Consider the following 20408-nt stretch of genomic DNA (forward strand, 5'->3'; position numbering starts at 1 on the left):
CATGGCGGCGATGGTGCGCCGCAGGCCGCGAGGGTCGCGGATCACAGGGGCACCCCGGGTGTGGTGTCGCTGTGCACCAGCTCGAAAAGCACACCCCCCAGGTAGGTCTTGGAGATGGCACCGCGTTGGCCGCTGTGTGCCGCGCCGCTTTCAACAAACTCCAGACCAAAGCCGCGCAGCGCCTGCACCGCGGCCATGACATCGGGAACGCCCAGTCCGATGCGTTGCAAATGCTCGCGGTCATCGTTCTCGGCGGCGTCGGGCTCAGGCTCGATCAACTGAATCATGAACTGGTTACCCGCGTGCAAGGCCGGTGCCCGCAGCAGCTTGCCCAGAGGCATGATGCCGAATCGTTCCTCGTCGGCAATCAGCGTCATGCCGAACAGCTCGCTATAAAACTCCACCCAGTCGTAGGTACGGGCCAGGCCGATGTACTGCACGATGCCAAAGAAGTGGATACCTGCCGTCGCTGGCGGATGCCGCTCCACCGATGGAATCGGGACGAAGTCGACGTCGTAGATCGAAAACTCCTGCCAGCGGTCCACGAAGTAGATGCGGCTGCCGCCTGCGCCGTGGATGGCGGGGATGTTCAGCTCCATGGCCTCGGGGTGGGTTGGCACTTCCCACGCGCCTCGGTCCAGTACCTGGCGGTAGGCGGCCCGGGCATCGCGCACGCGCAGCGCAATCGCACTGATTTGCGGCGTCTCGGGCAGCGTCGCCCCTTTTGCGTCAGCCGGGTGGGCGTTGACCACAACGTTCAGGCCACCCTGGCGGTACAGCGTCACCTCGCGCGAGCGGTGGCGTGCGACTGGGCGCAAGCCCGTCATCTCCAGCACATGGCCGAGCGCCTGCGGCTTGGCGGTGCGGTACTCGATGAATTCGATGCCATCGAGCCCCACCGGGTTGGCTTCAGCGCTGTACGAGGCCTGCAAGGGTTCGCGCGCGGGGTCGGATGGCAGCAGCATTTCGCTCATGGGGGCGCTCCTGGGTCGTTGGGGTGGTGCATCCGGGCGGGTGACCCGCCTCAATACTGAAGGCGTGCCAGCGCGCGCAGGTTTTCGGCCGTCGTGGTGGGCAGGCCGAAAAATTCAAGGTAGGCCGGGATCTGCTCGAACAGCATGTCGGTGCCTACCTGCACTCGGCAGCCGCGTGCCTGGGCTGCGGCCAGGAAGGCAGTGGTCTCGGCACGCATCACCACCTCTCCCACAACGGTGTGGGCGTCGAGCCTGTCCATGTCCATGGGCAGGGGGTCGCCTGCGTCCATCCCCAGGGGGGTGGCGTTGACCGCCAGGTCCATGCCAGCCGGGTCGCGGTTGCCCGGCTCCACGGTGATGCGGGGGTAGTGCGTGGCAATGCGGCTGGTCAGGGCCTGGACGGCTGCCGGATTGACGTCGAAGAGGCGTAGGCGGGCCACTCCGGCCGCCGCCAGCGAGGCGACGATGGCCGAACCCACGCCGCCGGCGCCGACCACCAGAGCGCTGGCACCAGAGAGCGTCAGGCCCTTGCGCCGAAGGCCCCGCACAAAACCTTCGCCGTCGAACATGTCTCCCAGCAAGCGGCCGTCGGCCAAGCGCTTGACGGCGTTGCAGGCACCGGCCACCTTGACCGTCGGCGTGACCTCGTCGAGCAGGTCGACCACACTCACCTTGTGGGGCATGGTGATCAGCGCGCCCCGGATATTGGTCAGATGGAACAGGGAGGGCAAAAGCGCAGGAAAAAGCTCCGGCTTGCAGCCCATGGGCACCACTACCGCATTGATCCCCGCAGACTCGAAGTACGGGTTGTAGATCATGGGCGCCTTGAAGGCGTGCGTAGGGAAGCCCAGGTGGGCGATCAGCTCGGTGTGTCCGTTGATCTGCATGGTGGCGGATGGCGGGGCGCCGGGTAGGCGCCGGGTGCGGCCCGCGCGGGTGGCGCGTTCCGCAAAAATCGTGATTCGTTTATCGAACCGGTCTGCGTGCGGCACGAACCCCTCGGGGGCCGCGCCGCGCGCAGACCGCGGGCCGGCTTAGCGGCGCAGCTTGGCCAGTTCGGCCTGCATCTCGGCGACCAGGGCCTCGCCAACGATGGCGGCGTGCTTGGTGATCACCGGCTTCATCTTCTCGCGCAGCTTGTTGACTTCAGCCGGCGAGAAGGAGGTCACCTGCATGCCGTTTTTCTTCAGCAGCTCCAGGTTGGCGGCGACTTCGGCGCGTGCCTGGGTGCGCTGGGTCTTGGCAGCCTCGTCGGCAGCGTCGTCGATGATCTTGCGGTCGGCCGGCGAGAGCGCGTCCCAGATCCGCTTGCTCATGATGACCGACTGCGGGTTGTACTGGTGGTTGGTGATGGCCATGTGCTTCTGGACTTCCCAGAACTTGTTGGCTGCGATCACGTTGATCGGGTTCTCTTGGCCGTCAATCGCCTTTTGCTCTAGACCACCGTAGACCTCGGGGAAGGGCATCGGGGTGGGGTTGGCACCCAGTGCTTTGACCCAGTCGACGTTGATGGTGTTGGGGATGACGCGCAGCTTCAGGCCGTCGATGTCCTCGACCCTGTTGAGGGGGCGCTTGCTGTTGGTCATCTGGCGGTAACCCAACTCCCAGTACGAGAGGCCGACGATGCCCTTGGGCTCGAGCAGGGCGTGCATTTTCTTGCCGATGGACCCGTCGACGATGGCGTCGGATTCCTTCTCGTTGGCGAACAGGAAGGGGAAGTCGAAGATCGCCAGTTCCTTGGCTTCGGTGGCCAAGATGCCGGAGTTCATCACCGCCAGTTCCACAGTGCCCGCCTTGATCGCGGTGACCACGGCCTGGTCGCTGCCCAGAGAGCTGTTGAAGAACAGGTTCACCTTGATGCGGCCGTTGGTCTTGGCGGCCACGGCTTCAGCGAACTTCTTCATGCCGGCAGCGGCGGGGTGGTTCTCGGGCGAGGCCAGGCCCATCTTGAGCACGCGCTCTTGGGCGAAGGCGCCACCGAAGGCGCAGGTGGCGGCCAGGGCCACCAGGGTCTTGAGCATCACTCGTTTCATGTTGTCTCCAGGTTGGTTTCAGTACGCATCAATCGGAGGGCAGGGCGCGGCGTACCAGACGCGCCCCGCTTGGAAAAAGGGGTTATTGATAGAGCCACTTGGCAGGCACGGTGACCAGCTGCGGGAACAGCACCATCAGGAACAAGACCGCGAACTGCACGAGCATGAACGGCATCACGCCTCGCGTCACTTCGTCCATCCGCATGCGGCCCACGCCGGCGACGGTGTTGAGGACCGTACCGACCGGGGGAGTCACCAGACCTATGGAGTTGTTGATGATGAACATCACCCCGAAGTACACCGGGTCGATGCCAGCGGCCTTGACCAGCGGCATGAGCACGGGTGTGAGGATGAGGATGGTGGGCGTCATGTCCATCGCGGTGCCCACCGCCATCACCAGCAGCATCATCGCGAACATCAGCAGCACCGGGCGGTCTAGTAGCGGCTGCAAGAGCGTCACCACCTGGGCTGGCAGCTGCGCCACTGTGATCAGCCAGGCCGACACCATGGCCGCGGCCACCAGGAACATCACCACCGCGGTCGTTTTGGCCGAGGCCAGGAACACCTGGTGGAGCTGCTTGAGGGAGAGCTCCCGGTAGATCAGGCCCGCGATCGCCAGCGACATCACTGCCACCACCACCGCCGCTTCGGTCGGCGTGAAAATGCCAAAACGCAGGCCGACGATGATGACCAAGGGAAGGGTGAGCGCCCAGCCGGCCTCGCGCAGGGCCCGCCAGACTTCGCCTGCACTGCGTTTTTCCGGCATTTCGAGCTTCTCGCGGCGGGTCAGCCACCACCAGGTGACCCACAGACCCAAGGCCAGCCAAATACCCGGAAAGATCCCGGCCAGGAACAGCTTGGAGATCGACACATTGGCAGCCACTCCAAAAATGACGAAGCCGATCGAGGGCGGGATGATGGGGCCGATCACGCCGCAGGCAGCAATCAAGCCGCCCGAGCGGGCCTTGTCGTGGCCGGCCTTGACCATCATTGGCAGCAGCAATGCGGTCAGCGCCGCTGCGTCGGCGACCGCGGAGCCCGAGAGGGCCGACAAAATGCAGGCCGCGATGATGGTCACATAGCCCAGGCCGCCGCGCACATGGCCTACCAGCGCCATCGCAAAGTTCACGATGCGGCGCGACAGACCGCCGGTGTTCATGACCTCGCCGGCCAGCATGAAGAAGGGCACGGCCAGCAGCGGGAAGCTGTTGGAGCCTTCAATAAGGTTCTGCGCCAGGATGGTGGCGTCGAAATTGCCCAGATGCCACATCAGGGCCACGCCGCACAGGAGCAGCGCAAAGGCGATGGGCACACCCAGGGCCATGACGGCCAGCAGGGATCCGAGGAAGACAGCGATGGTCATGTTGCCTAGCTCCCCCCGATTACTTCACGCGCGCCGGCGCGTCGATCGGCTCTTCTTCGGACTCGCGAACGCCCACGAGCTCGTCCTCACTCAGCTCGCCTCGCAGCAGGCGCCACAGGTCGTACAGCAGGATCACGGTGGAAGAAGCGGCAAACACCACACCGCCGGCGTAGAAGAGAGACTGCGGCGCCTCCATCACCGGACTGCGCGACTCCGTGTTCAGGCTGGCCAATGTCCAGGCGCCGGTGCCCAGGAGCCAGCAGGCCCAAAGCATCAGCAGGTGGCCCATCACCAGAAAGACTTTTTTGCCGGTCACACCCAGGCGAGACACCAGCATGTCGGTGCCCAGGTGGGTGCGCTCGTGCATTGCGATCACCGCGCCCAGGAAGGTCAGCCAAACAAAAAGCCAGCGTGACAGTTCCTCGGACAAGGTGATGCCCGAGTTGAAGACGTAACGCATCACCACATTGCCAAAGACCAGCACCACCATCACCGCCAGGCAAGCCACGATGGCCCATCCCAGCAGACGGCAGTAGGTGTCGATCAGCTTTTTCATCGGTGCGTACTTCTCAGGCGTTAATGTACTAACTAGGGAGTTTTGGCTGACTGGGGGTAACTACGCATTCGAATCGTGAATTTCCAGCTATCTGTTATGCCGCCGCGTTATTCCAGACGTAGCGCATGACCAGGTCCTGGACCAGCTCGCGGCTCAGGGTGTTGGCTTTTCCATCGGCCGACTTGTCGCCGAAGATGAGGCCGAAGGTATGCCGGTTCGACACGTTGAAGAAGGCCAGGGCCGAGATCACCGAATGGATTTCGACCGGGTCCAGGCCCTCGCGGAAGACGCGCAGCGCCCGGCCGCGTTCGTAGATGTCCCGAATCACCTCGATGGCAGGCGTGTTGAGCCGCTGGATCACCTCGGACTGCCGCAGGAAGGCGCCGCGGGCCATGTTTTCGTTCATCACCAGGCGGATGAAGTCCTCGCTGTCCCGGTGATGGTCATAGGTCACGCCCACCAGTGTCTTGAGCGCGGTCACCGGGTCGAGGTCGGCCAGGTGAAAGCGGGACTCGCTTTGCCGGGTGCCGCGGTAGGCGTTCTCCAGCACCTGGAGGTAAAGCCCCTCCTTGCTGCCAAAGTAGTAGTAAATCATCCGCTTGCTGGTGCGGGTGGCGTCGGCGATCTCGTCGACCCGCGCACCCGCCAGGCCCTTGGCGGCGAACTCACGGGCGGCCACCGCGAGGATTTCGGCCATCGTCCGCTCGGGGTCGCGCGAGGCGGTGGGCGCCGCCCCAGCCGTCTTCGCGGCCGCCTTCTGACGCCTTGTTTTTACTAGTTCGTTCATTACGGCTGGCAGTATAGAAAGCGCCCACCGTTCCTTGCGTCCGGATCAACCCCTACCCGCGCATCGGTGCCCTCTTGGTTCTCAGCGTGCCGTGATCAATTGCACGACCACCTCCACCCGACCGTCGGGCGCGGATGTTGTCCAGGCCAGTGCGAGGCCCCCGCTCTGCAGCCCTGCACCCACCAGGCCCGGCGTGGCCGGCGTGGTGAAGGGGGCGCCCACGGGGTCGCCCGCGGCGGTGTACCGTTGCGCCGAGAGCTGCACGCCATCGGGCGCCAGCGTGAGGTAGTCACCACCGCGCAGGGCAACGGCTGCCACTGGCAGCATGGGCAGGCCACGCGCGGGCTGGGCCGCACCGCGCAAGTTGAAGTAGAGGCTGCGGGGCGAGGCTTGCACACCGGAGTCGGTGTCGACGTTGGCGGTGAACAGCACGCTGCCATGTCCCCGCAGGTCCAGCAGGAAGGCGCCCGCCGCCTGCGTCTCTGTCAGGGGCATGGACAGTGGCCGCGGCACTTCCAGCTGCGTGAAAGTGCGATAGGGCACGCCGACAAGACTCACGCGCTCCATCGCCGCCACCCAGCCGCCTTCGTCTAGCGCGGTGAGGTTCAGGTCATAGACCCGCGACACGCCTTGGCCATCGAGCCGCTGGATCCAGCCCAGGGGCTCGCCATCCGCTGCCAGCCGCAGCGCGCGCACACTCGGCACCAACTGCGGCGAGACGGGTGTCTGGAAACGCCATGACACGTAGAGGCTGCCATCGCGCCCGGTCGACGCATCTATCGGGCCGCTGAGCTGCGCAAAAAGCGGGGCGTTGCGTGGGTAGCGCTCGGCATCGAGCACACGTGCCGTGCCGTCAATGGTGCCCTGCAAGGTATAGGGCCAGTGGTGCACCTCGGTGATCATGTTCACCTCGTTCTCGACCCGGCGGGTGACGAAGGTCACGCCGATGCGGCCCTCGGGCAGCAGGTTGACGGCCAGATCCTGGGCGTTGAGAACGTCGGCGGGTATGTCCAGGCGCACGGGTTCACCCAACCGCTGTCCTTCGGTATCGAAGCGCTGCACCCACAACTCCCAGGCCACCCCCGGTACGCGTGGCCCGTGAGCCATCCATGCGACCGCGTGGCCGCCGCCGTCGAGTGTGCTGACCGCCTTGACCACACGCTCGCCGGCCAGGGCCGCGTCGATGACCTGCGGCGGCCGCGGCTCCAGGCCGGAGTCGGCAGCGGCTGTTGGCACGGATGTGAGTGCCGAGACCAGGCGCACACCCGGCAGACTGCCCGCCTGCGCAGAGGCGCCGGTCGCACCCGGGTCGGCCTGTGCCTGCGAAGGCTGGCTGGGTGCCTCACCTCCGCCCCCGCCGCAGGCGGCGAGCAGCAAGGCGAGGGTCAATGGGGGCAAGCAGGCGCGTACGCGGCGCTTGGTGGTGAGTCTCGCCATAGTGGCTTCCTTTCTTCAGGTCGTGGAGCGGGACCTTAGGAAGCTGGCGAAGTGACTCATGTAGGCGCAGGCGGGTAGCCTCTGCGGGAAGTGCCGAAGCTGGGCACGATTCGCGCCGCACTGGTGCGCCTGCACCATTAAGGGGCGAAATACCGCGGGGGTCTGCCGCGGGCTGGTGCGTATTTGATCGAGTCAGTCGCACCAACACGGGAATAAATATTGCTTCCGTGGTGCGTAAACGCCTTGGGGCGGTGCATACGGAGAACTCATGGATTCGATCAAGCAGGGTGCAGATGCCCTGTTCATTTTGCTGGGCGCCATCATGGTGTTGGCCATGCACGCGGGCTTTGCCTTTCTGGAGCTGGGCACGGTGCGCAAGAAGAACCAGGTCAACGCCTTGGTCAAGATTCTGGTGGACTTCGCGGTTTCCACCGTCTCCTACTTCTTCGTCGGCTACGCGGTGGCCTATGGCACCGGCTTCATGGTTGGCGCAGAAACCCTGGCGGCCAAGAACGGTTACGAGTTGGTGAAGTTCTTCTTCCTGCTCACGTTCGCCGCGGCGATTCCCGCCATCGTCTCCGGCGGCATCGCCGAGCGGGCGCGGTTCAACCCGCAGCTCCTCGCGACCGCGGTCCTGGTGGGTCTGGCCTATCCGCTGTTTGAGGGGGCGGTCTGGGCCAACAAGTTTGGCTTTCAGGACTGGATCAAGTCGGTTGCCGGCGCCGAGTTCCACGACTTCGCAGGCAGCGTGGTGGTGCACGCAGTAGGCGGCTGGATCGGCCTGGTCGCTGTTCTCTTGCTGGGCCCGCGCAGCAACCGCTACCGGAAGGACGGCGCCATCAGCGCCCACCCGCCCTCTAGCATTCCCTTCCTCGCTCTGGGGGCCTGGATACTGGCCGTGGGCTGGTTCGGCTTTAACGTCATGAGTGCGCAGACGCTGGACAAGATCTCCGGGCTGGTGGCGGTCAATTCGCTCATGGCCATGGTCGGTGGCACCCTGGTGGCCACCCTCATGGGCCGCAATGACCCGGGCTTTGCCTACAACGGCCCGCTGGCCGGTCTGGTGGCGGTGTGTGCTGGCTCCGACCTCATGCACCCTGCAGGTGCCCTGGTGGCGGGCGGTATTGCCGGCGCCATCTTCGTGCAGTTGTTCACCCTCACCCAGAACCGTTGGAAGATCGACGACGTGTTGGGCGTGTGGCCGCTACACGGCCTGTGTGGTGCCTGGGGCGGCATCGCTTGCGGCATCTTCGGCCAGCAGTCGCTCGGTGGCCTGGGCGGCGTGAGTTTTGGCGCGCAGGCGCTGGGCACGCTGGTGGGGGTTGTCTGGGCCTTGATCAGCGGCCTCGTGGTCTACGGCCTCATCCGGCTCACGATGGGCCTGCGCATGACGCAGGAAGAAGAGTTCGAAGGCGCGGACCTCTCCATCCACCGTATCGGGTCCACGCCGGACCGCGAGGTGAGCTGGTAAGCACCTCCCTTTCGCCCTCATCGCCCCCTCTGTTTCACGGGGCACGTAAAAAAGCCCGCTTCAAAAATGAAGCGGGCTTTTTTATGGAAGGGTCTGGTGGGTCCTGAGTGACTCGAACACTCGACCTACGGATTAAGAGTCCGCTGCTCTACCAACTGAGCTAAGAACCCAGGCCGTTTCTGGCTAGCCTGAAAGTATAGCAGTTCGAGGTTTACCCTCAGCCCACTTCCGCTTGCCAGACCCAAGGCTGGTCAAAAGCATAAGCATTCAACGAATATGTATTTCCCGCCGGGCTCTGCCTCATCAAGAATCCCGGCTCTCATCAGGAGCAGTTCCGTGAAAAAATTTGTATCTCTCGCCCTCGGTTTGACGCTCGCATCTCTTGCCCAACTGGCGGTGGCCGCCCAGCCCCTGCTCTCCCCGCAAGAGCTTCAGGCTAGGCTTTCCGACCCCAATGTCCGGGTGATCGACATCCGTGAGCCGCAGCTCTACGCTGCCGGCCACATCCCTGGTTCTGTAAGCGCCCACTACGGCCAATGGCGCGGGCCTTCCACCAACCCCGGTGAACTGCCCCACCTGCCCAAGCTCACCGCCCTGGTGCAGAGCCTGGGCCTGACCCCCAGCACCCATGCGGTGGTTGTCTCCACCGGCGCCGACACCACCGACTTCGGCGCCTCTGCCCGCGTGTACTGGACCCTCAAAATCCTCGGCCTGAAGGAGCTGTCCGTCCTCAACGGCGGCGTCAAGGCCTGGACCGACGCCAAGCTGCCGGTGAACGACCGCGTGCCCACGATCGCCGCGAGCACCTTCCAGCCCAAACTGGACACCAGCCAGATCGTCACCACCGAAGAGGTGGCCAAGCGCATCAAGTCGGGCGACAGCACGCTGATTGATGCCCGTCCCAGCGCCTTCTTCCAGGGCGAAACCAAGGCGCCTGCCGCCAAGGCTGCCGGCACCCTGCCCGGCGCGGTCAACGTCACCTTTGACAAGTGGTTCGCCCCTGGCACCTCTGTCTTTGTTTCGGCCGACCAAGCCAAGCAGATCGCTGCCACCAACAAGATCGACCCAGCCAAAGAGACCATCTCCTTTTGCAATACCGGTCACTGGGCCGCGACCAACTGGTTCGCCATGTCCGAGGTGGTGGGCCACAAGAACGTCAAGCTCTACGCTGCCTCGATGGTGGAGTGGTCGCAGGACAACAACCTGCCCATGGCCAATGCCCCCAGCCGCGGCCAGCAACTGCTGCAGGACGCCAAGGGCTGGGTGAACAAGGTCCTCAACTGAGCTGCCTTTCTCCCCGAGGCCTGTCCGCAGGCATACTCTGGTCGTTCTGGCTACCGTTCGCATCATGAAGCGACTCCCTCTGGCGGCCCTGGTGGCCGCCTTTTTCATCTTCCTGCTGTTTTTTGTTTCGGTCCGCCAGGCGGTGCTGCTGTTGGTGGGCGTCGGCATGGGCGCGGCGCTGGCCGGCGCGCGCTTCGGCTTCACCACCGGTTGGCGCCAACTGATCGAGCAGCGGGACCCGCGCGGTGTCACCGGGCAGGCAATGCTGCTGGCCCTGGCCAGTGCCGCCGCGCTGCCGCTTCTGGGGCAGTTTTCGGAATTGAATGCGGCCCTCGGCCCTCCCAGCGTGAGCCTGCTGGTGGGTGCCTTCGTTTTCGGCCTGACCATGCAAATTGCCGATGGTTGTGGCTCTGGCACCCTCTATAAGGCCGGCTTGGGCGTCCCGCTGAATGCGGCCATCTTGCCCCTGTTTGCGCTGGGCAGCTTTCTCGGCTCGGTGCATCTGGACTCCTGGCTGGCCCTCGGCCAGGCGGCGCCGGTCAGCCTCTCTGCCGAATTCGGGACCGGTGCGGCCCTTGGCCTTACCTTTGCCGGACTGGCAATTGCGCTGGTGGGTGTCCGCCTGTGGGTGGGGCCTGGCCGCACCTGGCTGGAGCGTCGTTGGGTTTGGGGTGCGATCGCGCTCGCGGTGCTGGCCACGCTCAACCTCGTGCTGGCTGGCCAGCCCTGGGGCGTGGTGTACGGCTTTGGCCTGTGGGCCGCCAAGGTGTCTGTCGCCCTGGGCCTGTTTGACCCGGCTGCCAACGCCTTCTGGAGCCAGGCGGGCAATGCCCAGCGCCTCACTCAAACGGTGCTGATGGATGTGACCACCATCACCAGCATAGGCATCCTGGCCGGTGCGCTGTGGATCTCGGCCAGCCAATCGGCGGCCGACACCCAGCCGCTGACTCTGCAGCAATGGGCCATTGGCCTGGTCGCCGGCTTTGTCATGGGCTACAGCTCGCGCCTGGCCTTCGGCTGCAATGTGGGCGCGATGCTGAGCGGCATCTCCACTGGCAGTCTGCATGGGTGGATCTGGGTCCCGTTGGCCTTTGTGGGTACCGTGCTGGGTGTGCGCATTCGCCGCCGCTACGGGTTTTGAGGAGTGCGCCCCATGACCACCACAAGAAAACTTCAATGGGCCTTCTGGTCACTCTTGGCCGCCTTTCTGGCCTGGGACTTCACCGTCTCGGCGCCGATCAACCTGCGCGATGAGCCGCCCCTGATCGCCGCTGGCTCTGGCCAGGCGGTGAGCGGCGGGCATTGCTCGATGGCAAAGTAAATCTGGCCGCCCGCGGACAGCGGCGTTTGCCAGAGACGCCGCGGCCGCTCAGGAAATGATGCCTTGCTCGCGCATCGCCCTGAGCTCCTCGGGCGAGTGTCCCAGCCAAGTACCATAAATCTCGTCGTTCATTTCGCCTAGCGGCAGGCTCGGTTCGATCGGCCGCCGCTCGCTGCCCTCGAAGATCAGCGGCGAGTGCGGAAGCACCACCTTGCCCAACTCAGGATGGTCGATCCATTGCAGGCTGCCACGCGCGTGCATGTTCTCGTCGGCCATCACTTCGGCCAGCCCTCGCACCGGCGCACAAGGCACCTTGGCCGCCTGCATGCGCTTGGCCACTTCATGCTTGGGCAGTGTCGACGTCCAACTCTCGATCAGCGTGTCGACATCATTGAAGTTCGCAACCCGGGTGGAGCGGCTGGTAAAGCGCGGGTCGTCCTTCAAGTCCGACCGGCCCATCACCTCGAGGATGGCGCGGAAATGGTGGTCTCCCGGCGCATTGAGCACCACATACCCGTCGGTGGTGGGGTAGACGTTGTACGGAGAGATGCCCAGGCCGCCGTGGCGGTTGCCGGTACGTGAGGGGGCAGCCGCTCCGCGCGCGTGGAACATGCCGAGGTTGGAGGCCAGCGAGGCATAGGTGGCCTCTTGCATCGACACCTCGACGGTGCGGCCCTTGCCCGTTCGCTCGCGCTCGAAGAGCGCGGTCATGATGGCGCCATAGAGGTGAATGCCGGCCATGAAGTCGCACATCGCAGCGCCGGCCTTGACCGGAGGCTGGTCGGGGTAGCCGGTGCACTCGATCACGCCGCACATCGCCTGCATCACCAGGTCCATCGCCGGGTAATCACGGTAGGGGCCTTCCTTGCCGTAGCCAGAACTCGAGCCATAGACCAGGCGCGGATTCACCTCATGCAAGACGGCAGCGCCGACGCCCAGGCGGTCCATCACGCCGGGCGCAAAGTTCTCCACCAGAATGTCTGCCCGCTGGACCATTTCCTTGAGCAGCGCGCGCCCCTGCTCTGATTTGAGATTGAGCGTCACCGGTTTTTTGTTGGAGTTGAGCATTGCAAACGGCAAGGCGGCGCCGCCCATGTCGCCTCGGCTTCGCAGGTGCTCACCCTCAAAGGGTTCGATCTTGATCACCTCGGCCCCCGCCATCGCCATGAGGAAGGTGGCATAGGGGCCGTTGTAGACGTGGGACAGATCCAGGACGGTGATGCCCGCCAGGGGTTGATGGGGCTGGATGCCAGACATCGCGTTCTCCAGAGTTCAATCGTGCAGGCGTGTTCAGAAGTTGCCCATGGATAGGAAGCCGTCGACCGGATCGAAGTCGCTCACGATCTTTTTGCCCACCAGGTCCTTGAGTGCCTCGGTCGCGCCGCCGCCCAGGGTGCCATAGCGCACGCCGCGGTAGATGCGGGAGATGGGGTAGTCGTCGGTGAAGCCGTAGCCGCCGTGCACCTGCAGGGCCTCATTGGCCACGCGGACGGCCATCTCATTGACGAACATCTTGGCAATGCCCGCCTGGTAAGGGTCGGGGAAGGGGTTGGCTGTGAGGGCCGCCTGATACAAGAGCGCGCGGCCGGCCTCGATGTCGCGATACATCTCGGCCAGCTTCCACTGGATACCCTGGAAGTTGGCAACTGCCTGGCCGCGGATGGTGCGCTCGCGCACGTACTTCACCGCCTCTTCGAATGCGGCCTCGGCCATGCCCAGCGAGACGCTGGGGTTGAGACAGCGCTGGGTGTTGAAGGCCGACATCAGCTGCTTCATCCCGCCTTCATGGAGGATGACGTTCTCGAGCGGCACCTCGACGTTGTTGAACTGGATCTCGGCCAGATACTCGCCACCCATGGTGTGATAGCGGGCGGTGACTTCAAAGCCGGGGTAGTTGCGATTGACCAGCACGCAGCCAATGCCATGGCGGCCCGGCGAGCCGTTGATGCGGGTGAACACCACGAACCACTCGGCTTCGTTGGCGCGGCTGATCAGGGTTTTGACGCCGTTGACGACCGCATGGTTGTCTTTGATGGTGGTGTTGGTCTTGTAGTTGGGAACGTCCGTCCCGGCATGCGGCTCGGTCATGCACACCGCCAAGTGCGCTTTGCCCGCCGCGACCTTGGGCAGGATGTCCTGCTTCATGTGCTCGGGCGCATAGGTCGAAATCACGCGCACCTGCACGCCCAGCATGCCCATGAGGCCCATGGCAGTCGCATAGCAACCCTTGGCCACTTCCTCGAGAACGAGGGCGGTATCAAAAACCGGCAGGTTCATGCCGCCGTATTCCTCGGGGATGGACATGCCCAGCACACCGATCTGGGCCAGCGCGTCCAGGTTCTCCCAGGGGTAGGTGCCGTCCATGTACTTGATGGAGTTGCCACGGAAGTCCATGTCACGGGAGAGATCGCGTACAGCGCCGACCAGGGCGCGTTGTTCGGGGGATAGCTTGAGCTTGGTGGGGGTCATGGGGACTTGCTTGGATGGGAAAAATGAAGGAAATGTTCTGGCGGTCAGCCCGGCTTAGCCGTTCATGTGGCCGGCATCGCGCCAGCCGCGCGCCAGTGCTTCGCGGTGGTCGGGGTGGGCAATCGCCAGCAGGCGGCGGGCGCGCTCCTGCAGGGAGCAGCCACGGAGTTGGGCCACGCCCTGCTCGGTGATGACCACGTCGACCTCCACCCGCGGAACGGTCACCGGTCGGTTGCCCAGCGAGGCGACGATGCGCGAATGCTTGCCGTCTGGTGTGGTCGACGAGAAGGCGATGATCGAGTGGCCGCCCGGTGACGCTGTGCCAGCGCGCACGAAGTCGAGCAGGCCGCCGATGGCGCCGAGGTAGCGGCCCCCGGCCACTTCAGAGTTGGCCTGGCCCCACAGATCCATCTCGATCGCTGAGTTGATGGTGTGAAAGCGGGCCAGCGTCTTGGCGGTCGCGACCTGGTGCGTGTATTCCACGCTGCGCATCTCCACCAGGCCGCTGCGCTCGGCGAAGTCGCGCAGGCGTTGGGTGCCGAACAGGCCCCCGGTGACGGTGCGTCCCACGTCGACGCCCTTGTGGGCGTTGGTGACGACGCCCCGCTCGACCAGGTCGACCAGCACGTCGGATACCACGCCACTGTGGACGCCCAGTTCGCGGTGCTGGTGCAGGGCTTGGGCCACAGCGGCCGGCAGGGTGCCGATACCCAGTTGCACAGTGGCTCGGTCTGGCACGAACTCGGCCACCCTTCGGGCGACCTCGCGCTCCAGTGCGGTGGGCTGGGGGTCGGGCATGTCGATCAAGCGGGTGTCGCCATCCACCAGCCAGTCGATGTCTTCCGCATCCACCCGGCAGTCACCCTGCATCAGGGGCAGCGCAGGATTCAGCAGAGCGATCACGATCCGTGCCCGCTGGATCAGCGCGCGGGTGAAGTCGGAGACCACACCCAGCGTGTAGCCGCCCTGAGGCAGCGGCCGCACCTGGATCAACATCACGTCCATCGGCAACTGGCCGCCCCTGATCATGGGGCACAGGTCACTGAGCTGATAGGGAATCAGCTCCGCCACCGCCGTGACACGCCGGCTGGTGCCGGCGCCATTGAGAGCAAACAGCCGGAAGTGTTCGCGCAGCTCGGGGCGCAGGGTGTCTGATTCCGTGAGCGCGAACAGCAGCCCGGGATTTTTCAGCTCTGCTCCCTGGGCGACCAGACGCTCGGTCAGGGCCAGCGGCTCGCCGGGCCCCTGCGGCCAGGCGACGACATCGCCGGGATCGAGGAGATCGACGAACTGCAGTTGCGCCAGGGAGATCGTTCGCATGCCTGTGTCAATCGATCTGGATGTTCTTTTCGCTGATCAACTTGGTCCAGCGTGCCACCTCGGAGCGCAGCAGGCTAGCGAACTCTTCGGGGGTTCCGGGCATGGTGGCGGCGGCCTCGCGGGTGAGCGCCTCTTTCATGTCGGGTTGGGTGAGCGTCCAATTGAGTTCTTCGTTCAGGCGTTTGAGAACGGCGGGTGGCATGTTGGCCGGACCGAGCAGACCGAACCAGGCTTCCAGGCGGAAACCCGGCAAGCCAGCTTCTGAGGCGGTCGGAATTTCAGGCGCCAGGGGGGAGCGTTGCGCGCTGGTCACTGCGAGGGCGCGCATCTTGCCACCACGCAGCTGGGGCAGGACCGAGGCCAGGGTCGGCAGCGTCATCTGCAGGCTGCCCCCCATTAGGTCGGTGAAGGCCGGCCCGATGCCCTTGTAGGGGATGTGGGTCATTTCGATCTTGGCCGCCGAGGACATCAGCTCCGTGCCCAGGTGGTTGATGCCGCCAATGCCGGCAGTGCCGTAGTTCACGCTCTTGGGCTTGGCGCGCGCCAGCGCGACGAACTCGGCGAGGTTGTTGGCCTTCACATCGTTGCCCACGACCACGGCGAAGGGTGTGGCAGCCATCAGTCCGATGGGCTGCAGGTCCTTGAGCAGGTCATAGGGCAGCTTCTTGCCGCTGGCAGCGTTGGTGGTGACCGAGGTGGAAGCGAAGAGAAGGGTGTAGCCGTCGGGCGCTGATTTGGCGACGAACTCGGTGCCGAGAGTGCCGCCGCCGCCAGCCTTGTTTTCAATCACGACCGTTTGACCCAGACGCGTGCTGAGTTTTGCGCCGAGGACGCGCGACAGAATGTCGTTGCTTCCACCCGGCGCAAAGGGAACGATCAGTCGAATAGGGCGGTTGGGCCAAGCGGCCTGCGCATGGGCCTGCAGCGGCAGCAGGGCGCTGGCGCCCGCAGCTAGGACGGTGCGGCGTTGAATGTTGTTCTTGCTGTTCATGGTGTCTCCTCGCGGTGGTTGATCGAGCGTCTTGGGTGCAAAGTCAGCCGGCGGGCGCCAGCACGTGAATGAGTTCGCGCATGTCTTTCATGCCAGCCAGCCGGTTGACGCCATCGCGCAGGCGTTCGGCTGCGTCTGCCACCAGCGGGCGGATCGCCACGCGCATGCAGTCGCGCGCCTTGGCGTCGAAGTCAGCCTCTGACATCGGCAGGCTCGGATGACCCAGGGGCGCGTCGACCCGCGTGCGGTGTACCGTGCCGTCGTCCATCTCGATTTCAATCTGCACCGGCGATACATTGCGGCCAGCTTGGCGCTCAATGTCTGCATCGACCGCCGCGTCGACCTTGCGCGCCAGCGACAGCAGGTCGTCGCGACGCAGCGACGCATCGGAGAAATGCTCCAGCCCCACCCCGCCATCGACCAAAGCGGACGCGATGGTGTAGGGGATGCTGAACTGCGCCTGCACGATGGTGCGGGGCGCCTTACGCACCTCCACCGGGGTGCAGACCGCCTGGTAGGCCTGGTGGTTCAGGCCGACGCGCACCTGGCGGATGCGATTGACTTGCCCGTCGATCGCCTTGCGCAGGGACAAGGCGGCGCTGATCGCCGGATGGTTGAAGCGGCAGCAGGGGTAAGGCTTGTAGCTCAAGTCGACAAACTCGAAGCGCTGGCCCAGGTCGGCACGCAGCACCTCGCGGTCACAGCGGCCGTGCAGGTACACCCGCAGGAAGCCGTCTTCGCCGTCGAAGGTGTTTTGCACACCGCGAATGCCGCGCCGTGCCATTTGCACCGAAATCAGCGCCGACATCGCAGCGAACCCCGGCTGGATGCGCTTGGTCAGTGCTGCATCCCGCGTGACCTGATGGTTCCCGGCCGCTTGCGAGTAGGAGATACCCAGCGCATTGACCATCTGCGACTCGTTCAGCCCGAGCACCCGGCCGGCGGCCACCGTGGCCGCGAAGTGGCCGAACAGCGAGGTGTACATGTAGCCGCTCTCGATGATCCCGATCTGGGTGGCCATACCGATGCGGCAGATCGTCTCCAGGCCGGCGGCGACACCGGCGATGAAGTCTGCGCCGCTGACGCCGCCCGCCAGTTCCGCGGCGGCCAGTGCGGCCGGCACCACCGACACCCCGGCGTGCAGCACCGCGGCGTCATGCGTGTCGTCATAGTCGCGCGCATGGGCCATGGCGCCATTGACCCAGGCCGCGTGGTGGGCGGGTACCTTGTCGCCGAAGACCAGCACGCTGGCCTGGGGCTCGCCCCCCCACTCGGCGGCCAGGCCGCGCACATCGGCCACCGCCGCGGCGCTCGAGCCTGCCGCTGCGCAAGCCAGCGTGTCAAAGATATTGGCCTTGGCGGCCGCCTGGGCGGCTGGCGGCAGCTTGTCCAGCGTGAGCCCGCAGGCAAAGCGGCTCAGGGTGGCGGCGAAATCTTCAGTCGTGGTGGCGATCATGGCGGGCGGTGCTGAAATCCGGCGGCCAGTCTAGAAACAGGGGCATCGACCCGTCCATCGCGTTTTTCGAAACGCGGTGTGCATGTTTCCCGAAGGTCAGGGTTTACCCGCGCCGACCAGCGGTCCGAGCGCCGCTGCAAAATGACGACTGTCACCATGTTGATCGACCTTGCCCAGCTCCGCACCTTCGTCGCCGTCGCCGAAGAACAGCACCTCACGCGCGCAGCCGAGCGGCTGCATATCAGCCAGTCCGCGGCCAGCGCCCATGTGCGTGCCGTTGAAGAGACGCTCGACACCCAGCTGTTTGTCCGCACCAACCGCAACCTGGAGCTCACTCCGGCTGGCGAGTTGTTGTTTCGCAAGGCCAAGCAGCTGCTGAACGAGGCTGTGCTTTTCTCATCGTTTGCCCGCGAGATGCGGGGCAGGGTACAAGGACATTTGGTGGTGGGCTCCAGCAGTGACTTGTCTGCCAATCGCCTGGGCGATGTGATCTCGGAAATGCGCGCGCAGCATCCACTGGTCAATGTCGACCTTCGGGTGCGTCCGTCCTCCGGCTCGCGCCAGGGGCTCAAGAGCGGAGATCTGGACGTAGCAGTCTTGCTCGATCGCCCCACCGACGTCGCGCTCGAGTACCACGAGCTGACGAAGGTGCAGTTTCGCATCGTCGGCCCTGCCGCCTGGAAGTCGCAGATCGAATCTGCAGACTGGGAGTCACTGGCTCAACTGCCCTGGATCACGCCTTCTGACGAGGGCATGGCCTTTTCAGCCATCCTCCATGAGCTTTTCGGAGCGCGTGGCCTGACGCTCAATTCTGTGATCGGCTTTGACAACGCCACCTTCGCGCGGGCGATGGTCCAGGGTGGCGCGGGTTTGACCCTGGTTCGGCTGGAGCACGCCATCGATGGTGAGCGTGAAGGGCGGCTGGCGGTCTCTCCGCTTGTGCATGCAGAGTATTCCCTTCATATCGCGCACCTCGCCAGCCGGCGCGACGATCCGTTGATTCGGGCCTTCGTCGGGGCAGCGGGCACGGTCTGGCCCGCGCTGAAAAACAGCCTTGACTCGGTGAGAAGCTGATCTAGAACAGACTCCCTTGCCCCAGGTCCGCGGCTGGCGCCTTGCGCGCGCGGACGCCGGAGGGCGGCAGACCGCTGCGTCGCGAGCCATGTTTTTGCTGGATCGCCCCAGCCTCACCCCGCGCCTCAGGTGTTGCGCGCTGCTCATACAGCTTTCGCTTCGCCTCGGCCAGCGCGCTGCGCTCGTCCACGATGGGCTGCGGGTACGCGCGGGTCCCGAGCTCGGGCACCCAGCGCCGGATGTAGAGCCCCTGCGGGTCCTGGTCCAGCGCCTGCTTGGTGGGAGAGTAGATCCGCAGCGTGTTGATCCCTGTGGTGCCTGATTGCATCTGCATCTGGCTCCAGTGGATACCCGGTTCGAAATCGAGAAACTGCCTGGCCAGAAAGAGGCCGGGCTCGCGCCAGTGCAGCCAAAGGTGATAGGCCGCAAAGCTCACCAGCATGGCCCGCATGCGGAAGTTGAGCCAGCCGGTGGCTCGTAGTTGCCGCATGCAAGCATCGACCATGGGGAACCCGGTGCGTCCCTCGCACCAAGCGGCAAGCCGCTCGCGGTCTGCATCCTGCAGCTCGGTGCCATCGCCGGGGCGCAGGCCATCGACAGTGCGCGCGAAGTTGCGCCACTCGATGGAAGGCTCGTCCTCGAGCTTTTGCATGAAGTGGCAATGCCAACGGAGTCGCCCGGCAAAGCCTCGCAGGCCGTAGGCCAGCTCCCGATTGGGTGTCGCCTCGATGGCCGCCTCAGTGGCCTGGTGCACGGTACGCATGGAGAGTGTGCCGAACGCCAGGTGCGCCGACAGGCGGCTGCATCCCAGCTCGGCATCGAGCGGGCTCGAGAGATGTCGGCGGTAACCCAAGGCGCGCTCTCGCAGAAAGCTGTGCAGCACTTCGTGCGCTGCATCCTCACCGGCCTGCTGCGTGCCCAGACCGAGAGGCGTGCTCTCATTCCACAGTGCGGTGGTCCCCAGGGGCTGCCCGAGGTCTCGCAGAGTCGGTAGCTGTGGCAGCAGGTCGCTCAGGCAGGCGCGCTTGAAGTCGATCGGCATGCGAAACCCCGCCGGCACCGGCACCGGCAGCGCGTCCATTCGCTTTTGCCAGAGCGTCGCCCAACCGCGGCGGTCTTTCAGTCGGCGTACCACCCCCGTCTGCGGCCACTCAGTCCAGGCGACGCCCTGCACCTGGCACCAGCGGGCCACTGCCTTGTCGCGTGTATAGCTCCAGCCCGTGCCGGTCTCCTCGTGGCTGAATAAATGAGTAAAAGGAAATTCACGCCGCAGCTCCATCAGCACTTCGGTCGCCTCACCCACGCGAACCAGCAGCGGCAGACCCCTTTGGGCCAGGGAGGTTCTGAGCGGTGCCAGGCATTCAAGCAGCCAGGCCACATGCCGGGGGTGACACTCCGGGCTTCCGAGCCAGGCGGGCTCAATGATGAAGAGCGCCAGCGCCGCGTTGAAGTGCGCAGCCTCGGCGAGCGGCGCGTGGTCGGCCATCCGCAAGTCCCGCTTGAACCAGACCAAAGCGGACTCACTCACAGCAGTCCCCTGGCATCTGTCATCCCGCGCGTGGCGCGTGTCCACCACTGGGAGAAGCTGCTGCAGGGCCGATTGACCTGCGGGAACAGCGCTGGCGCCGCATCGAGCTGCGCGAGGGGGTGTAGCCACCGGGTGATGTGCGGGTCATCGACGCTGCGGACCCGTGCAGCGCCTGCCAGCAACCTGCGCAGGTCCTGCGCGTTCACCAGCCAGCGCTCGCCCGTGACGCCAGCCATGGCCGTATCCACCCAGCGCCAGCGTGCCTCTGGCCAGGGCCAAGTGGCATGGTGCTCACGCAGGTACAGGCCAATCACCAAGGCAGATGCCGGTAGGTCTGGTGGCGG

18 protein-coding genes, 1 tRNA gene and 1 pseudogene are annotated in these 20408 nt (G+C 65.1%); 5 read left to right on the forward strand and 15 right to left on the reverse strand.

The window, feature by feature from the left end:
- Nucleotides 1–41: 41 nt before the first annotated feature.
- The 7 genes from QE494_RS17125 to QE494_RS17155 all read right to left on the reverse strand — a co-directional run bounded on the left by QE494_RS17125 (nt 42) and on the right by QE494_RS17155 (nt 7150).
- Nucleotides 42–965: a VOC family protein gene (locus QE494_RS17125; RefSeq protein WP_300045408.1), complete on the reverse strand. Its 924-nt coding sequence runs from the start codon at nt 963–965 to the stop codon at nt 42–44.
- 59 nt (nt 966–1024) lie between these two features.
- Nucleotides 1025–1861, reverse strand: a complete 837-nt coding sequence (locus QE494_RS17130; RefSeq protein WP_300045370.1) for a shikimate dehydrogenase — start codon at nt 1859–1861, stop codon at nt 1025–1027.
- Between the two features lie 147 nt (nt 1862–2008).
- Nucleotides 2009–3007, reverse strand: coding sequence for a TRAP transporter substrate-binding protein (locus tag QE494_RS17135; RefSeq protein WP_300045372.1), 999 nt, complete (start codon nt 3005–3007; stop codon nt 2009–2011).
- An 82-nt stretch (nt 3008–3089) separates the two neighbouring features.
- The gene (locus tag QE494_RS17140) at nt 3090–4370 is read right to left on the reverse strand and encodes a TRAP transporter large permease (protein WP_300045374.1); all 1281 of its coding nucleotides are present in this window, start codon (nt 4368–4370) and stop codon (nt 3090–3092) included.
- Between the two features lie 19 nt (nt 4371–4389).
- Nucleotides 4390–4926, reverse strand: coding sequence for a TRAP transporter small permease (locus tag QE494_RS17145; RefSeq protein WP_300045376.1), 537 nt, complete (start codon nt 4924–4926; stop codon nt 4390–4392).
- 94 nt (nt 4927–5020) lie between these two features.
- The gene (locus tag QE494_RS17150) at nt 5021–5713 is read right to left on the reverse strand and encodes a TetR/AcrR family transcriptional regulator (RefSeq protein WP_300045378.1); all 693 of its coding nucleotides are present in this window, start codon (nt 5711–5713) and stop codon (nt 5021–5023) included.
- A gap of 81 nt (nt 5714–5794) precedes the next feature.
- Nucleotides 5795–7150 carry a hypothetical protein gene (locus tag QE494_RS17155; RefSeq protein WP_300045380.1) on the reverse strand — a complete coding sequence of 452 codons (1356 nt, stop codon included), beginning with the start codon at nt 7148–7150 and terminating at the stop codon, nt 5795–5797.
- A gap of 268 nt (nt 7151–7418) precedes the next feature.
- Between QE494_RS17155 and QE494_RS17160 the strand changes: the two genes are divergently transcribed.
- Nucleotides 7419–8621, forward strand: a complete 1203-nt coding sequence (locus tag QE494_RS17160) for an ammonium transporter (RefSeq protein WP_300045382.1) — start codon at nt 7419–7421, stop codon at nt 8619–8621.
- A gap of 94 nt (nt 8622–8715) precedes the next feature.
- On the opposite strand, the gene QE494_RS17165 is transcribed toward QE494_RS17160, so the two are convergent.
- A tRNA-Lys gene (locus tag QE494_RS17165) sits at nt 8716–8791 on the reverse strand.
- Nucleotides 8792–8957: 166 nt separating this feature from the next.
- Here QE494_RS17165 and QE494_RS17170 point away from each other — a divergent pair.
- From QE494_RS17170 to QE494_RS17180, 3 genes are all read left to right on the forward strand, one after another.
- On the forward strand, nt 8958–9905 hold the full coding sequence (locus QE494_RS17170) for a sulfurtransferase (RefSeq protein ID WP_300045384.1): 948 nt from the start codon (nt 8958–8960) through the stop codon (nt 9903–9905).
- A gap of 64 nt (nt 9906–9969) precedes the next feature.
- Nucleotides 9970–11046 carry a YeeE/YedE thiosulfate transporter family protein gene (locus QE494_RS17175; protein WP_300045386.1) on the forward strand — a complete coding sequence of 359 codons (1077 nt, stop codon included), beginning with the start codon at nt 9970–9972 and terminating at the stop codon, nt 11044–11046.
- A 12-nt stretch (nt 11047–11058) separates the two neighbouring features.
- Entirely contained in the window at nt 11059–11226 is a 168-nt protein-coding gene (locus QE494_RS17180) for a hypothetical protein (protein ID WP_300045388.1), read from the forward strand.
- Between the two features lie 48 nt (nt 11227–11274).
- Here the strand turns inward: QE494_RS17180 and QE494_RS17185 are convergent, their stop codons facing one another.
- From QE494_RS17185 to QE494_RS17205, 5 genes are read right to left on the reverse strand one after another with little or no spacing between them, the layout of a single operon-like run.
- Nucleotides 11275–12483: a CaiB/BaiF CoA-transferase family protein gene (locus QE494_RS17185; protein WP_300045390.1), complete on the reverse strand. Its 1209-nt coding sequence runs from the start codon at nt 12481–12483 to the stop codon at nt 11275–11277.
- Between the two features lie 33 nt (nt 12484–12516).
- Nucleotides 12517–13695 (reverse strand): acyl-CoA dehydrogenase family protein, encoded by a 1179-nt coding sequence (locus QE494_RS17190; RefSeq protein ID WP_300045392.1) that lies wholly within the window; start codon nt 13693–13695, stop codon nt 12517–12519.
- A gap of 54 nt (nt 13696–13749) precedes the next feature.
- A complete protein-coding gene (locus QE494_RS17195) occupies nt 13750–15015 on the reverse strand; it encodes an acetyl-CoA hydrolase/transferase family protein (RefSeq protein ID WP_300045395.1) in 1266 nt (421 codons plus the stop codon).
- 7 nt (nt 15016–15022) lie between these two features.
- Entirely contained in the window at nt 15023–16006 is a 984-nt protein-coding gene (locus QE494_RS17200) for a tripartite tricarboxylate transporter substrate binding protein (protein ID WP_300045398.1), read from the reverse strand.
- 43 nt (nt 16007–16049) lie between these two features.
- Nucleotides 16050–17462 (reverse strand): MmgE/PrpD family protein, encoded by a 1413-nt coding sequence (locus tag QE494_RS17205; RefSeq protein ID WP_300045400.1) that lies wholly within the window; start codon nt 17460–17462, stop codon nt 16050–16052.
- A gap of 156 nt (nt 17463–17618) precedes the next feature.
- On the opposite strand from QE494_RS17205, the gene QE494_RS17210 reads away from it, so the two are divergent.
- Complete coding sequence (locus tag QE494_RS17210; protein ID WP_300045402.1) at nt 17619–18536, forward strand: LysR family transcriptional regulator; 918 nt, start codon at nt 17619–17621, stop codon at nt 18534–18536.
- A 1-nt stretch (nt 18537) separates the two neighbouring features.
- Here QE494_RS17210 and QE494_RS17215 read toward each other — a convergent pair whose 3' ends face one another.
- Nucleotides 18538–20064: an FAD-binding domain-containing protein gene (locus QE494_RS17215; RefSeq protein ID WP_300045405.1), complete on the reverse strand. Its 1527-nt coding sequence runs from the start codon at nt 20062–20064 to the stop codon at nt 18538–18540.
- A pseudogene (locus QE494_RS17220) lies at nt 20061–20408 on the reverse strand (deoxyribodipyrimidine photolyase); the annotation flags it as partial. The gene QE494_RS17215 and the pseudogene QE494_RS17220, both read right to left, overlap by 4 nt.

Origin of the sequence: Ramlibacter sp. (assembly GCF_029866045.1) — a bacterium.
In the GTDB taxonomy this organism is placed as follows: Bacteria; Pseudomonadota; Gammaproteobacteria; order Burkholderiales; family Burkholderiaceae_C; genus Ramlibacter.

What these genes read in the sequence shown, in the direction of transcription:
- QE494_RS17185 (WP_300045390.1), bottom strand. Translation starts at nt 12,483, where the DNA reads ATGTCTGGCATCCAGCCCCATCAACCCCTGGCGGGCATCACCGTCCTG.
- QE494_RS17155 (WP_300045380.1), bottom strand. Translation starts at nt 7,150, where the DNA reads ATGGCGAGACTCACCACCAAGCGCCGCGTACGCGCCTGCTTGCCCCCA.
- QE494_RS17200 (WP_300045398.1), bottom strand. Translation starts at nt 16,006, where the DNA reads ATGAACAGCAAGAACAACATTCAACGCCGCACCGTCCTAGCTGCGGGC.
- QE494_RS17140 (WP_300045374.1), bottom strand. Translation starts at nt 4,370, where the DNA reads ATGACCATCGCTGTCTTCCTCGGATCCCTGCTGGCCGTCATGGCCCTG.
- QE494_RS17210 (WP_300045402.1), top strand. Translation starts at nt 17,619, where the DNA reads ATGTTGATCGACCTTGCCCAGCTCCGCACCTTCGTCGCCGTCGCCGAA.
- QE494_RS17175 (WP_300045386.1), top strand. Translation starts at nt 9,970, where the DNA reads ATGAAGCGACTCCCTCTGGCGGCCCTGGTGGCCGCCTTTTTCATCTTC.
- QE494_RS17125 (WP_300045408.1), bottom strand. Translation starts at nt 965, where the DNA reads ATGCTGCTGCCATCCGACCCCGCGCGCGAACCCTTGCAGGCCTCGTAC.
- QE494_RS17130 (WP_300045370.1), bottom strand. Translation starts at nt 1,861, where the DNA reads ATGCAGATCAACGGACACACCGAGCTGATCGCCCACCTGGGCTTCCCT.
- QE494_RS17150 (WP_300045378.1), bottom strand. Translation starts at nt 5,713, where the DNA reads ATGAACGAACTAGTAAAAACAAGGCGTCAGAAGGCGGCCGCGAAGACG.
- QE494_RS17145 (WP_300045376.1), bottom strand. Translation starts at nt 4,926, where the DNA reads ATGAAAAAGCTGATCGACACCTACTGCCGTCTGCTGGGATGGGCCATC.
- QE494_RS17160 (WP_300045382.1), top strand. Translation starts at nt 7,419, where the DNA reads ATGGATTCGATCAAGCAGGGTGCAGATGCCCTGTTCATTTTGCTGGGC.
- QE494_RS17205 (WP_300045400.1), bottom strand. Translation starts at nt 17,462, where the DNA reads ATGATCGCCACCACGACTGAAGATTTCGCCGCCACCCTGAGCCGCTTT.
- QE494_RS17190 (WP_300045392.1), bottom strand. Translation starts at nt 13,695, where the DNA reads ATGACCCCCACCAAGCTCAAGCTATCCCCCGAACAACGCGCCCTGGTC.
- QE494_RS17135 (WP_300045372.1), bottom strand. Translation starts at nt 3,007, where the DNA reads ATGAAACGAGTGATGCTCAAGACCCTGGTGGCCCTGGCCGCCACCTGC.
- QE494_RS17180 (WP_300045388.1), top strand. Translation starts at nt 11,059, where the DNA reads ATGACCACCACAAGAAAACTTCAATGGGCCTTCTGGTCACTCTTGGCC.
- QE494_RS17195 (WP_300045395.1), bottom strand. Translation starts at nt 15,015, where the DNA reads ATGCGAACGATCTCCCTGGCGCAACTGCAGTTCGTCGATCTCCTCGAT.